This is a genomic window from Sphingobium salicis subsp. salicis (assembly GCF_049472635.1).
In the GTDB taxonomy this organism is placed as follows: domain Bacteria; phylum Pseudomonadota; class Alphaproteobacteria; order Sphingomonadales; family Sphingomonadaceae; genus Sphingobium; species Sphingobium yanoikuyae_A.
In genome coordinates, this window is the sequence record NZ_JAYRCS010000002.1 from 262,388 (window position 1) to 275,812 (window position 13,425).

Consider the following 13,425-nt stretch of genomic DNA (forward strand, 5'->3'; position numbering starts at 1 on the left):
GGAAGCACGCTGCTTGCCAAGCATGCCGGCGGCGGTCGAGTGAGGAATATGCTGATTGCGAAACAATCCTGCGCCTCGCTCCTTATTTGCCGGGCCGCACCAATCGCCGCCGATTCCTGCGAACCGCCTTGCGATAATGGGTGACTGATGCGGTCATCATCGCAGGCGGCGAGGTGCCAAGGCTTCCGGTCATGAACTTCCATTGCAGCAGCGCTGCTGCCTCCACTTTCTCCCTGACCATCAATTGCGGCTCAGCCATGGCCGCCGCATTGCCGGCCATGAGTCGGGGAAGCCGCATGCCGACGACGGAGCAAGCCTCGAGCCCGAGGCTCCAGCAATCGAATGTCAGGGACAGGGATGATGGGGTGCGCATGCCGCTATAAGGCCGCCCGGCCGCTTGGGTTCCCGACATCGGACAAGATCATGGTGAAGGGCAAAGCAGCCTCCCGCCCGCGCTTCTCCCTAGCCGCCAACAGATCTGAACTTTCTTACCGACGAGAATCCCGCTCCGGCACGCATTGGTTGCCAAATGCCGTCATTAGCCTGGATAGAGATCAACCTGATCAGCGTCTGGCAGGACGGCATCGATCAACAGGGATCGATGGCAGCCTGCAGGATCGCGCTCGAAGCAGAGCAGCGCGGTGGGGCGCTCCGCAGCCAGTTCGACCAGTTGCGCTGCCTGAACAATCGCCTCGGGCAGGTCGAGCTGACCCGCATAGAGTTCCGCCAGACGCGCATGCTGCCCCTTGCGCGCCGCTTCGCGACCTGCCGGCGGGGTGCCAAGCGCCTTGAAGCCGGCATATTCGATCCCCGCCTCGCGCAGTCCGGCTGCAAGGATATTCTTCGAAAATCCCGGGCGGCGCGACAGCGGAACGGCCCGCACATCGGCCAGGACTTCAACGCCCGCTCCTCTGAGCGCCTCGATCAGCTGTGCTTGGGTTACTCCCTCATAGCCGATGGTGAAAATCTTCATGAGCGGGACGCCTCGGTCATTGCCTCTATCAGCGTATCAATCGATCCCGGACAGGCGAGTTCCTGATGGGTGGCCGATCCAAAGCGGCCTCACCGCAGGCGAGCATGAAAGATCAGCATTCCTTAATGGAAATCGCCTGATCTTCTCCGACCCATACAAGGCGGCTCACATGCAAGCCTGTATCTGCTGATCATCGACCGGAGATTTCCAGCCTGCTACTGCCCGCCCGGCGCATGCCGGGCGGGCTTTTATCTGATCGCGCCATCATGAATGGCATGGTCGCCCTGCCCTTTCGCTTCTGTCCTCTTCGCTGGAGCGATGACCGGATCAATCTTCCGGCATTTTCAAGCACAGCTTTTTCATTGCCGCGCTCAGAGGAACGGCGGTCAGTCGTCGGGCGTTCGGGCAACACCCAAAGAGGAGGATGTCATGAGAAATCATCTGTGGATGAGTGTCGCACCGATAGCGGCCCTTGCGCTTGGCGCTTGCAGCCCGAAAGCCGAACAAAAGGCCGATAACGCTTTTAACGATACCGGTGCTGCCGTTTCGGGCGCTCTCAATTCCACCGGCAACGCAATCGACAATGCGAAGCAGGCTCTCAGGACGACGCCAACCGGCCAGGAATTCGCGGACGCGGTCGCCAAAAGCGATGCCTTCGAGATAGAAGCCGCCAAGCTGGCAGCGACAAATGCCCAGTCTCCCCAGGTGAAGGCATTTGCCGGGATGATGGTCGCCGCCCACACGGAATCGACCGCAAAGATCAAGGCCGCGGCCAAGGCGGCCAGTCCCGCGATTACGCCCGATGCGACACTGACCAAGGACCAGGCGGAAGATTTGGCGGAGCTGAAGACGCTCAAGGGCGCTGCGTTCGACAAGGAATATATCGATGGCCAGGTCGATGCCCATGAGGATGCCCTCGACCTGATGCGCAAATATGCCGCGGACGGGAACGTCGTCTCGCTCAAGCAGGCAGCGGGCGAGATAGCGCCGGTCGTCGAGAAGCATCTTTCAAGCGCCAGGGCGCTCGACAAGGACTGACGGAACGCCGCCTTCGCCCGCCGCGTTGATCCTGTCTACGAACAATGAGATGACATAGCGACATCGCCTTCATTGCGTAGGCTTCCGGGGGCCCCCGCCAGCATGTCTGTCGGGGGCCTTTTCATGGCCGGAGCGGCCTTGGCTCCTGCTTGCCGACCGACCGCGCTTGTCTGCCTTATCGCAGCGCTTGCCGGGCCCATTGCACAATTGCCGTTACCGGCATCGCACTGGATTGTCGGGCTATCTCCTTGCCCTTCGCGCGACTCCATCACGCGTGCGACATAGGCGATGGGCTCTGTAGGCACCCGCCAGGCTCAAATCTGGCGACGCTCCACGCCGTCCGGTGAAGACAATTGCGCACCGCATCGGGTACTGTGTTCGATCGGGATCAACTTGATGCGATACGCTTGCGCACGGTCTGGCTCGCCCGGAAGGCCAGGACCCGGCGGGACGTGATAGGCGCCTCGGCCCCGGTCTTGGGATTGCGGCCGACGCGCGCATTCTTATCACGCAGGAGGAAGGTACCGAAACCCGATATTTTGACATTCTCGCCGCGCTCCAGTGCGCTCGAAAGATGCTCCAATATCGCTTCGACCAATGCCGCCGCCTCTGCGCGGGACAAGCCGACATGATGATTAATGCTCTCTGCCAGATCAGCGCGGGTCAGTGTCCCAATGTCGGTCATCGCCATTCCCCCTCGTTGCCCCCCGTCCATCGGACAAAGTACCGCATCCAGATGTGTTTGAGATCGAGCAATTTAACAATCAACTCAGGCAAATAGATCCACTCATTTCGATATCGTTCCAGACTGGAACGCGCCACCGACGGAAAGGAACGGGGGTTAGGCACGGCCATCGCCGCTCGAGCCAGGCAGATTTTTTTCCAGGCCGCTTCCTCCGCATTTTCTTGAGAGGGTGATATGACCGGAAATGCGTTTGCCGAAACCGTCGCTGCCCAGCAGGGCGCGACCAAGGCCGAGGTGAAGAAGATCATCGACGCAGCGCTCTCCGCCATTGCCGATGCAACGGCGCGCGACGAGGAAGTCGGGATTGCGGGTTTCGGCGAGTTCAAGGTGAAGCAGAGCGCGGCCCGCGAACGCAGGCCGACCGCCTAGGTTAGATTGCCCCACCTGCGCTGGATCTCGGGCTCGTAGACGCGGGCAGTCCAGTCGTCGGGACCGGGATGAGCTAGCCCATGCAGATTTCCGCCAAATGGCCAGCCCCCCTTACGCGCCTCTCCGAGCCGAGTTCGCGGAAATCCACCCTGCGCTGGCCGCTGCCGCTATTGCCGAGCAGGTAGACACCGTTGGCCTCGACGCGGTTGAGGTCCGGTTCAACGCCGCGGGTCGATACGGCAACACCTTCGCCAGACTCCCTATGCATGCAGCACCGCGCGGCTTCCAGGTTGAAGGCCCCCCGTCGATCATAACCTGCGACGTTTCTTCGATCGAATTCGCAATCCGAGGCCAACTGCTTGCGCCTCCGCCCGCTTCTTGACCGCATAATCGGGGGGAACCCGTGGGTAAGCCGAAGACCCGCGTGCTCATCCATTCCGACCAGGGCTCGCAGTTCAGCAGCATGGACTAGACTGCATTCATCAGGGCTCACAATCTGGAACACTCCATGAGCCGCCGGGGAAACTGCCATGATAATGCTGTCGCCGAGAGCTTCTTCTCTTCGCTCACGCGCGAGCGCATCCGGCGACGCACCTATAAAACACGCGAAGAGGCCCGGCAGGACGTGTTCGATTATATCGAGATGTTCTACAACCCGATCCGTAAGCATGTTAGGAACGGGATGCTGTCGCCCGTCGAGTTCGAACGACAGCAGGCTTGGATGGCTCAAGGCGTCTAGGTTTCGTGGACAAAGGGTATCCATTGCAGGGCTGAGACGAGATTGACGAAGCCGAGGTAGGACTCTTTGGTTTTGTCGTATCGAGTTGCGATACGCCGCCAGTTCTTGAGTTTGTTGAAGAGGCGTTCGACAAGATTGCGCCAACGGTATTTTTCGCGATCGTGTGGGATTGGATCGCGCCGATTGCTTTTGGCGGGAATGACAGCCTCAACGTCAGCATTGGCCAATTCCTCGCGGATGGCATCTGCATCGTAGCCCTTGTCCGCCAACAATGCCTCGATCTTATGAGCAATCAAACGGAACAGCGGGCCAAAGCCTTGGATATCGTGGCTCTGGCCCGGCGTCAGGACAAAGCCGAGCGGTCGGCCTTTGGCATCGCAGCGGGCGTGGAGCTTTGTGCTGAATCCGCCTCGCGATCGGCCAAGCGCCTCGGTTTCCTGAGTCCCTTTTTTATGCCGACGGCACAATGATGTGCTCGGACCACGGTGCTGTCGATCATGTCCGCAGTGGCATCACGAGCCACCATTTCGCCCAGTGTCTCGAGCATCGCCTCGAACACCCCGGTCGTAACCCAGCGCCGGTAGCGGCGGAAAACGCTGTTCCACTTGCCATATTCATCCGGCAAGTGGCGCCATTGCGAACCTGTGCGGGCGATCCACATCATGCCTTCGAAATACAGCCGGTTGTCCTGTGCTGGACGACAGCCACGACCACGCTCAGATGGCAGTAATGTGCCGATGATCCCCCACTCGTCCTCCGTCAGCCCAATACGCTCGCCCAACGCCACCTCCAAAAGGCAGCCTTGAATCAACGCCCGATCCTGCTGTCAACCTTTGTCCACGAAACCTAAGAGAGTGATGCGCAATGGAATGTAGCGATCCGTGACATCACGACATCATTACTGGAATGATCTGCGGCACGGCGAGCAAGCTAAATGTCACAAAGATTTACAAACGCCACCAACTCCTGTTGCGCGATCACGCGATAACCGCCTCAGACATTGAGGAGGCGGTTATGCAGTTCAGCAGCCATGACAGCGGTTGACGCATCCGCGACCTGACCGGTCGCCTCCCTTGTCGTGCAATGCTCTTGCGTGGGTCGTCGTTGCTTGCTCCTCCCCCTGGGCGACCTGCGCCGACGCGATGCGGACCCCAGACCCTGTGTCCGCATCGCGTCGCCCTTTCCTGAAAGGCCCCATCATGCCCTATCGCCCTCTTGCAGCGGCGGCGATGCTGCTCGCCGGCGTTCCAGCCATGGCAGGCGCTACCCCACCCCTGGTCCTTTATCCGCGACATCTCGGTGCTGAAACCGCCCGCTATGATCATGGCAGCGCAACCATCTCGCTTCGATCGCCGACCGCTACCGTTGAAATTCGTCCCCTGCCGGTCGAGAAGGGCCAGGTCGCCTTCTCCCTGGCCGTCTTCAACCATGGTCCAGGTCCGGCCAATCTGGGTATCGAGAATATCAGCGCGACGGTGAACGGCATTCCCGTCCCGCTGCCCAGCCATGCGCAACTGGCGGAGGAGGCAGAGCGCAAGGCCCGCAATGCCAAGATCGGAACGGCGCTGTTCGCCGGCGTCCTGGCGGGTGTCGCGTCGACGGCGTCGAACGAAGGCACCTATTATCGCCATGTTCGCGGACCACGGGGCAGCTATACACAGGCGATCCACTGGCATGATGATATGCCGGGCGTGATCGGTGCGACGGCGGCGGTCGCCGGTGGCGCCATGGTGATCAAAGGCATCGATCGGAAGCTGGACTATACGCTGGCGCAACTGGGCACACAGGTGTTGCAGACGACCACGATTGACCCCGACAGCAGCTTTGGCGGCATGGTGATCCTGCCGCTGGGGCATCGGGCCGCCGGCCCGGCCGACATCCGGGTCAGCATCCGCTTCGATGGCAGGCCCTATCTGTTCGGTTTTTACCTGGCCCAGGCCGGCATGGCGCCGGCGGCCGATCTTCCCGCAACCACAAGGGCCGACGTGATCGCCCCCCAGTCCGCACCTGCCACGGACATGCCAACGGACCGAGGCGGCCGATGACGCGCCTGATTTCAACGCGGCATTCGACCAGCGGCCTACGCCCTCGGCTAGCGCTGGGCGGGATATTGTTCCTGCTCTCGGGATGCGCAAGCGTGGCCGTTCGCGACATCCGCATGACCGCCGCGCATCAGCGCCCAGCGCCTGGCGCCTTGGCCGTTCATGTTGCGCTGGCGCAGGATATACAGGCCGATCCCGATGCGGCGAAAGCAGCCCTCAGGCTGCAGGCCTGTCTGGTCGAGGCCTATCGCGATGCGGGGCTTTTCGCGTCTGTTGCCAGTAGCGGCGCGCCCTCTGCCGGTGACGCGATGATCCGGGTCCGGATCATTCGCGCCGATCGCGGCAGTCAGGCCGAACGTTTGCTGATCGGCTTCGGCGCAGGCCGGTCCGCGCTACTGACCAAGGCCTCATTCGAAGTTGCGGGACAGGCGGGCGCCGCCATGACCTTTTCCGCTTCCGCCAAGGACGGGCGCAAACCTGGCGTGATCCTGCCGGGTGGCGTGGCGATGGCGACCGGTGAATTGTCACGCCTCGCCATCGGCGGCGGCCTCGGCCTGCTGATGGAAAGCCGCAGTGGCCTGGACAGGGGCGCGAAGCGATCGGCTGCCGCCATCATCAAGCAAACCCGTCTCCTTTACCGCGCATCCGGCTGGACCTGGCCGTCCGACCAGAACGGAACACGACATAATGCTCCCCGAAAGGCATCATCCTGTCGGAGGATGAGTGGCGGCTGCTCGACCTCGTCGAGGGGCGGGAGCATGCACTCGTCCATGAATGTAGCGCGGCGCTCGGCAGGGCATTTGGCCATGCAGCCCGATCGTTCACCATCATGGTCGCCATGGCGATCGACGCAGGCGCCGGCCGTAATATCGCCAGTCCCGCCCCATCGATCAGCCCGGCCAACGCCTGAATAGCGGCCGGCGCTCATTGCAGCATGGCGTTGACGCCGGCCAGCGCCTCGCTGTTCAGGTCGCCGGTCGCTGCGGCCAATTGGAGCCGGGCCGTCAGATAATCATAGATTGCCTGCCGCCGGTCACGATCCGTGGAAAAGCTCTGGGCCTGCGCATTGAGCACATCGTCCTGGGTCCGGATACCGACTTCGCGACCGGTATTGGAAGCCACCTGCTGCAGGCCAGCCGAGCGCTGCGCGGTATCCAGCGCCGCGACCCGACGCGCGCCAGTCGATACCCCATACCAGGCCTGCTGCGCCTGCAGCCGCGCATCGCGCCGGGCGCCATCCAGATCGTGCGCGGCCTTGCTGGCGTTGGCGCGGGCCTCCCGTTCCTTCGACGCGATCGCGCCGCCGGCATAAAGCGGGATGGTTATACGCAGCCCCGCCGATGCCGATTGGAGACGGTCAGGCACGATGCCATTGCCACTGTCGCCACCCAGGCGATATTGCCCCTGATAGCCTGCAACGCCTTCGACCACGGGGCGCCCGGCAAGACCGTAGCGGTCGATCTCGGCGCCCGCCGCCCTGGCCTGATGCACCGCCGCTTGGACCAGCGGTGATCGGCGTTCCGCCTGCTCGATACATTCCTCCAGCCCGGCAGGCGGCGGAGGCGCCTGGAACCCGTCAGCCGGCCGCTCCAGACCTTCCGTCGGCAGGCCGGTCAGCTCCGCGAAATCGGCGCGCGCATAGGCGAGGTCGGCTTCCGCGCCGATGCGCTGCGCTTCGCTTGCATCGCGCCGCGCTTCCGCCTCGCGGACGTCGGTTATGCGCGCCCGGCCGGCATCGAAACGCGCCTGTGCGCCGCGCCGTTGCTGTTCGGATGCAGCGACCTGGGCCTGATAGGAGGCAAGCCTGTCCTGCGCTGCCAGCAGCTTGAAATAAGCCTGACCAACGCGAAGGATCAACTGCTGCTGTTCGGCTGCAAATTGCACATCGGCGCCAGCCGCCTTTTCGCGCAGCTGAACCGCCTGAGCCTGTTTCGAGGCATCATAGAGGGGCTGGACGGCCTGCACCGCAATGCTGGCACGACCACCGGACCGGCTGCCGGTGAAGACCGGCTCCAGATCCTCCGGCAGGCGGGCGTTTGTTTCGGTGACATTATATTGATAGCCGCCCTGGAACTGGACGCTCGGACGCTTGAGTGCCCGCGCCTGCACGGCCGACTCGCCCCCTGCATCGCGTTGGGCCTGGGCCGCCAGATAATCAGGGTCGTGGGTGGCGGCGGCCTGCCATGCGTCGACAAGGTCGGTCGCATGGGCCGACGGCACGACCATGATCGCGGCCCCGAGGAAAAGAAGATGCTTCATGCGGAAATCTCCGGGTTGCCGGCACAGCGCTGCGGTCGATCGAAGACCAGTTCGTAAAGTGCAGGCAGGACGATGAGGGTCAGGATGGTGGCGACCATCAGGCCGCCCATGATCGCCCAGGCCATCGGCCCCCAGAAGGTTGACCGGGTTAGCGGGATCATGGCCAGGATGGCGGCCAGCGCCGTCAACATGATCGGTCGCAGCCGATGGACGGCCGCCTCGCGCACGGCTTGCCGCATCGGCAGACCATGCGCCGACAGCGTGTCGATCTGCGCGATCAGGATGACCGAGTTGCGCAGCACCATGCCGAACAGCGCTAGCGACCCCAGCATCGCGACGAAGCCAAAGGGAATGCGGAACAGCGCCATGATCAGGGCTACGCCGATCAGCGCCAGTGGCCCGGTCGCCAGCACGACCAGCATGCGCTTCACATTCTGCAACTGGAGCATCAGCAGGATGACGATCACGAAGATGGCGAATGGCACTGCCGCCAGTGTCGCCTTCTGGTTGATGCTGCTCTGCTCGTCCGATCCGCCCTTGACGATCGATGCGCCGGGCGGAAGCGCGCGGCGCATCGCGGCGATCTGCGGCTCTATCCGCTTTGCGAGGTCGCTCGCCTGCTCGCCCTCGACATCGGCGGCGATGGTGATCGTGGGCTGCCGATTGCGCTGGTAGAGGACAGCAGGCTCGCTGCCCGCGGACACATGGCCGAGCTGCGACAGCGGAACGGCACCATTGGGCGTCTGGATCGGCAGATTGGCGATCCGGCCAAGATCCGTGCGCTTGGCTTCATTCAGGCGAAGAACCACGTCCAGCGCCAGGTCGCGATCGCGGAAGCTGGTCGTCCCTGCACCGCCGATCGCCGTCTGCAACGATTGCTGGACCGCCTGTGTCGACAGGCCCAATGCCCGGACCTTGTCCTGGTCCAGATCGACGCGGATGGCCTTCAACGGTTCGCCCCGATCACTGTTCACGTCGCGCGCATGGCTGTCCGCCCGGATCAGGGCCTCCAGCTTGTCCGCCACGGGAATAATCTGCGCCAGTGCCGGTCCCGCCACGCGATATTGCAAAGGCTGACCGACGGATGGGCCATTTTCCAGACGGCTGACCCGCCCCCGCGCCTCTGGGAAATGGGTGGCGAACAGGCCCTGAATATGGCCGATCACCGCTTCGCGCGCCTCTTCATCCCGCGTCTGCAGGACCAGTTCGGCCAGCGTGATGTCCGGTGTCTGGACGTTGAGGGGGAGGTAGAAGCGCGGCGATCCACCCCCGACATAGGATGTGACGGACAATATCCGCTTGTCGGTCGCCAGCAGCCTCTCCATCCGCGCCGCCACGGCCTGGGTCTGGGCGAAGCTGGCATTTTGCGACAATTGCAGGTCGACCACCAGTTCGGGCCGGTCGGACGCGGGAAAGAACTGGCGCGGCACGCCGATCTGGAACAGCAGCATCGACGCGATGAACATGGTCAGCGCCAGACCCACCACCGTCTTGCGCCGTTCCAGGCATCGGTCGAGCAGTCGCCGGAACCAGCCGTAGAAACGGCCCTCATATTGCTCGTCGGGCTCACCCGCATCGTCGCGCGCATCGGCCCGCTGCGGCAGCAGATAATAGGCGATGAAGGGCGTGAAGATGACCGCGACGATCCATGAAAGGATCAGCGAGATGGCGATCACCTGGAACAGCGAGATCACATATTCGCTGGCCGTCGCCTTGGACATGGCGATCGGCAGGAAGCCCGCAACGGTAATCAGCGTGCCGACCAGCATTGGCACGGCTGTCACGCCATAGGCGCTGATCGCAGCTCTGGTGCGGGTCCATCCCGCCTCCAAATGGGTCACAACCGCCTCGACCACGATGATCGCATCGTCGACCAGCAGGCCCAACGCAATGATCAGCGCGCCGAGCGAGATGCGCTGCAGGTCGATGTTCAGATAGAGCATCGAGACAAAGGTCATTGCCAGCACCAGCGGGATGCACAGGGCGACGACAATGCCGGGACGCCAGCCCAGCGACAGGAAGTTGACGGCCAGCACGATGACGATCGCCTCGACCAGCGAGGTCGTGAATTCACCGACCGATTCGTCCACCACATGGGTCTGGTCGGACACCGTGTGAATCTCGACGCCGACCGGCATCTCGGACTGGAGAGTGGCGACGACATGCTTGAGATCGCCTCCCAGGCGGGCGACATCGCCGTCCGATCGCAGGCTGATGCCGACACCCACCGCATCCCGAGCGCCAAAACGCATCTTGAAGGTGGCGGGGTCGACCGGCCTGCGCTCGACCGTCGCGATCGCGTCGAGCCGGATGCGCTTGCCATTGGCGACGATCGGTGTTGCGCCGATCGCCTCGACCGATCCGAAGGCGCCCGTCACCTGCATCCGCACCCGTTCGGCGCCGGCCTCCACGATGCCGGATGCGGCAATGCCATTGGTCGTGTCGAGCGCGTCGGCTATCGCCTGCGCGGAAATGCCCGACATGGCGAGCCGGGCGCTGTCATAGGTCACATAAATGGCTTCATCCTGCGCACCGATGATCTGTGTCTTGGCGACATCGGGCAGCATCTGGATGCGGTCGCGCAGGGTCTCGGCATAGCGTTTGAGCACCGGATAGGAAAAACCGTCGCCGGTGATCGCATAGATATTGCCATAGGTGGTCCCGAACTCGTCGTTGAAGGACGGCCCGATCACAGCGTCGGGCAAATCGCCGCGATGGTCGGTCACGGTCTTGCGGACCGTGTACCAGATGCCGGGAACCGCGCTGCTCCTGGCGGTCGAGATCAGCGTCACGTTCAGCGTCGCCTGACCCGGCCTGGCCTTGCTCTTCACATAGTCGATCTCGGGGATATTTTCGGTCAGCACCGTCTCGATCGGCTTGATGACCTGCTCCGACATCTGTTCGGCGGTGGCACCGGGCCAGCCGACGCTGATCATCATCGTCTTGACGGTGAATTCGGGATCTTCCTTGCGGCCCAATGCCATGTAGGAAAACAGGCCCGCGACCGCCGCCAGCACCAGCATGAAGCCGACCATCTGCTGATGCGACAACGCCCAGCGCGACAGGTTCATGCCCTTCTGGTCCGCACTCATGATTGCGGCACCTGAACGACGCGCACCGTCTCGCCCGCGCGCAGCAGATGGATGCCGGCGGTGACGATCGTCTCGCCGGGCCTCAGCCCCGATAGGATGGTCAGCATGTCGCCCTGGGCGCTTGCGATCTGCACGGCGCGCGGTTGCACCGTCATCGTCCGCCGATCCAGAATCCAGACCTGTGCCTGCTCATTTGCCTGTAGCACGGCCGTCAGCGGCACCCGGACGGCGGCCTTTGCCGTTGGATCTTCAACCCGCAATTCGGCGGTCTCTCCCATCCGTAGCGCTTGGTTTGGAGCGGCAATGGCAAAGCGGGCCGCGAATGTGCGTGTCGTCGGATCGGCTGCGCCGGCGATGCTGCGCAATGTCGCCGGGTAACGCCGGTCGGGGCTGCTCCACAGGGTGACGCTGAAGCGCGACGCCCCCCTGATGCGCTCCAGACTGCCTTCGGGCAGTGCCACGGCGATTTCCGGGTGCGCGGGATCGGCGAGCGTGACCACCGCCTGCCCGGCGCCCACTACCTGACCGACCTCGGCCTGAATCTGCGTGATCACGCCCGAGCGCGGCGCCGACAGAAGCGTGCGCCCCAATTGGGCGGATGCCGTACCGCGCTGGGCGGCCGCAGCCCGCAACTGCGCCTGCGCCTGGACTGCTGCGGCCTTTTGCTGATCGAATTCCGCTGGCGAGATGAAGCCTTGCTGCAACAAGGTGCGCGATCGTGCCAAGTCGGCCTGCTGCACTGCCGCGGCGGTCCGGGCCGAACCGCTTTGCGCCACGGCGCTGTCCAGCGCGCGCGCATAATCGGCATTGTCCAGCCGCAGCAGCATCTGGCCTGCGCGGACATGGCTGCCCGGATCGACGCTGCGCTCTACGATGCGGCCCGCCACCTCGAAGCCGATCTGGCTTTCGAAGGCGGACCGGATTTCCCCGGCATAACTGGCCTCGCTTGCGTGACCGGCGCCGACGCGCTGGACCGTCACCGCGCGCCGTTCATCCCTGGCGGGGGGCTCCGTGTGGCAGGCGGCGAGCAACAGCACCGCGATCGGTGCGACATGGGCAAAACGTGCCATTCCATCCCCGTGGAGAAAGGCCGCAAAAGCAGGCCGGTTCGTGCAAGGGCTTGGAAATGGAGGCGATCTGCAACAGCTCGATGGGGGCTATGTAACATCATGTAACAGCCCGCCTGAACCATGGCGCATCGATGCTGAACGGGATGCGCCATGGTTCAGCATGTTCAGCGCGGTCCGCCGCCTATAGTGCCCGAGCGGGAGGCCGAACCGCCATTGGGGCCAGTGATGTCGCGCTGATAGGTTGCGGTGCCATCGCCGTTGGCAACGGCGCTGGTCGACCGTCCCCAACTCTTGCCGCTGTTGGTCACATGGCTGGTCGCACCGTGGAACTGGCCATCCTGCACCTGATATCCGCGCTGGCTGCTGAGGCCGCGTCCGTCATTGGTCTGGATATTCCGGCTCATGGCGGCCTGCCCGCCACCGCGCGAGGCCGCATAGTCATGATGGAATCCGCGCCCGTTTGGTCCCTGAACGCTCCGGCTATGGCTGTGCTGGAAAGATCGGCTGCGGGCTTCGGCCGTCGATATCGTGCCGGCGGCAGCCAGCGTCGAAAGGAAGGCAATGGCGAATTGGCGCTTGTTCATGGTGCATTCTCCTTCTCCGCATCAGCGAGAGCCGTGCGGGAAGGAACATGTCGGGCATCCGGATGAACCGCCTTGCCGCAGAATGTATCGAATATTTGCAGCAGCCACCGCTTCGCGCGCCGCTGTTACAAACTGTAACTTGTCTTCATCCAGCCATCGGACATGGCGCCTGTGGGACCGCTATATGATCCATGCTCATTTCGGGCCTGACCAAGGAGAATGACATGAAATATCCGACGATCGCCCTGACGCTGGTGGCCCTGGCCGCAACCCAGGGCCCGACCGCCATGGCGCAGGATGCGTCCGCCAGGGCCAGGGACATTTTTGCCAAGGCGGATACAAATCAGGATGGCGCCCTGTCGCTGGAAGAATGGAAGGCCGCCGGCCGCCGCGAGCGTGGCTTCTCGATGATCGACGCCGACCGGGACGGTAAACTGACCCCGGAAGAATTGCGCGCTGCCGCTGCAAAATATGGCAAGTGATCGATCGTCCCCGGCCGCAGTGTGGCTGTTTC

At 63.3% G+C, this 13,425-nt stretch carries 12 protein-coding genes and 2 pseudogenes; 6 read left to right on the forward strand and 8 right to left on the reverse strand.

Annotated features, from left to right (window positions below; all coding sequences use genetic code 11):
* Positions 1-82: 82 nt before the first annotated feature.
* The gene (locus VHN57_RS25790; protein WP_277788571.1) at positions 83-412 is read right to left on the reverse strand and encodes a hypothetical protein; all 330 of its coding nucleotides are present in this window, start codon (positions 410-412) and stop codon (positions 83-85) included.
* A gap of 126 nt (positions 413-538) precedes the next feature.
* The gene (locus VHN57_RS25795) at positions 539-973 is read right to left on the reverse strand and encodes a DUF488 domain-containing protein (protein WP_063975890.1); all 435 of its coding nucleotides are present in this window, start codon (positions 971-973) and stop codon (positions 539-541) included.
* Positions 974-1,402: 429 nt separating this feature from the next.
* Between VHN57_RS25795 and VHN57_RS25800 the strand changes: the two genes are divergently transcribed.
* Positions 1,403-2,011: a DUF4142 domain-containing protein gene (locus VHN57_RS25800; RefSeq protein ID WP_125990016.1), complete on the forward strand. Its 609-nt coding sequence runs from the start codon at positions 1,403-1,405 to the stop codon at positions 2,009-2,011.
* A gap of 388 nt (positions 2,012-2,399) precedes the next feature.
* Here the strand turns inward: VHN57_RS25800 and VHN57_RS25805 are convergent, their stop codons facing one another.
* Positions 2,400-2,696 carry an integration host factor subunit alpha gene (locus tag VHN57_RS25805; protein ID WP_125990018.1) on the reverse strand — a complete coding sequence of 99 codons (297 nt, stop codon included), beginning with the start codon at positions 2,694-2,696 and terminating at the stop codon, positions 2,400-2,402.
* Positions 2,697-2,930: 234 nt separating this feature from the next.
* Here VHN57_RS25805 and VHN57_RS25810 point away from each other — a divergent pair, with 234 nt between their 5' ends.
* Complete coding sequence (locus VHN57_RS25810) at positions 2,931-3,125, forward strand: HU family DNA-binding protein (protein WP_125990010.1); 195 nt, start codon at positions 2,931-2,933, stop codon at positions 3,123-3,125.
* A gap of 409 nt (positions 3,126-3,534) precedes the next feature.
* A pseudogene (locus VHN57_RS25815) lies at positions 3,535-3,864 on the forward strand (IS3 family transposase); the annotation flags it as partial.
* On the opposite strand, the pseudogene VHN57_RS25820 reads toward VHN57_RS25815, so the two are convergent.
* Positions 3,861-4,651 (reverse strand): annotated as a pseudogene (locus VHN57_RS25820) (IS5 family transposase). The pseudogenes VHN57_RS25815 and VHN57_RS25820 sit on opposite strands and share 4 nt — an antisense overlap.
* A 412-nt stretch (positions 4,652-5,063) precedes the next feature.
* Here VHN57_RS25820 and VHN57_RS25825 point away from each other — a divergent pair.
* Together VHN57_RS25825 and VHN57_RS25830 are read left to right on the forward strand one after the other, a co-directional pair.
* Positions 5,064-5,909, forward strand: a complete 846-nt coding sequence (locus tag VHN57_RS25825) for a hypothetical protein (RefSeq protein ID WP_037523047.1) — start codon at positions 5,064-5,066, stop codon at positions 5,907-5,909.
* A gap of 92 nt (positions 5,910-6,001) precedes the next feature.
* Positions 6,002-6,820 (forward strand): DUF4410 domain-containing protein, encoded by an 819-nt coding sequence (locus tag VHN57_RS25830; RefSeq protein ID WP_162182000.1) that lies wholly within the window; start codon positions 6,002-6,004, stop codon positions 6,818-6,820.
* Between the two features lie 10 nt (positions 6,821-6,830).
* Here the strand turns inward: VHN57_RS25830 and VHN57_RS25835 are convergent, their stop codons facing one another.
* From VHN57_RS25835 to VHN57_RS25850, 4 genes are all read right to left on the reverse strand, one after another.
* Positions 6,831-8,165, reverse strand: coding sequence for a TolC family outer membrane protein (locus tag VHN57_RS25835; protein WP_051887083.1), 1,335 nt, complete (start codon positions 8,163-8,165; stop codon positions 6,831-6,833).
* Positions 8,162-11,257, reverse strand: coding sequence for an efflux RND transporter permease subunit (locus VHN57_RS25840; protein ID WP_037523049.1), 3,096 nt, complete (start codon positions 11,255-11,257; stop codon positions 8,162-8,164). The genes VHN57_RS25835 and VHN57_RS25840 overlap by 4 nt, the downstream gene beginning before the upstream one ends.
* Positions 11,254-12,327, reverse strand: a complete 1,074-nt coding sequence (locus VHN57_RS25845; RefSeq protein ID WP_051887085.1) for an efflux RND transporter periplasmic adaptor subunit — start codon at positions 12,325-12,327, stop codon at positions 11,254-11,256. Before VHN57_RS25845 ends, VHN57_RS25840 begins: the two co-directional genes overlap by 4 nt.
* Before the next feature lie 164 nt (positions 12,328-12,491).
* Positions 12,492-12,911 carry a hypothetical protein gene (locus VHN57_RS25850; RefSeq protein ID WP_051887088.1) on the reverse strand — a complete coding sequence of 140 codons (420 nt, stop codon included), beginning with the start codon at positions 12,909-12,911 and terminating at the stop codon, positions 12,492-12,494.
* Between the two features lie 224 nt (positions 12,912-13,135).
* On the opposite strand from VHN57_RS25850, the gene VHN57_RS25855 reads away from it, so the two are divergent.
* Complete coding sequence (locus VHN57_RS25855) at positions 13,136-13,393, forward strand: EF-hand domain-containing protein (RefSeq protein ID WP_122129198.1); 258 nt, start codon at positions 13,136-13,138, stop codon at positions 13,391-13,393.
* Positions 13,394-13,425 lie beyond the last annotated feature (32 nt).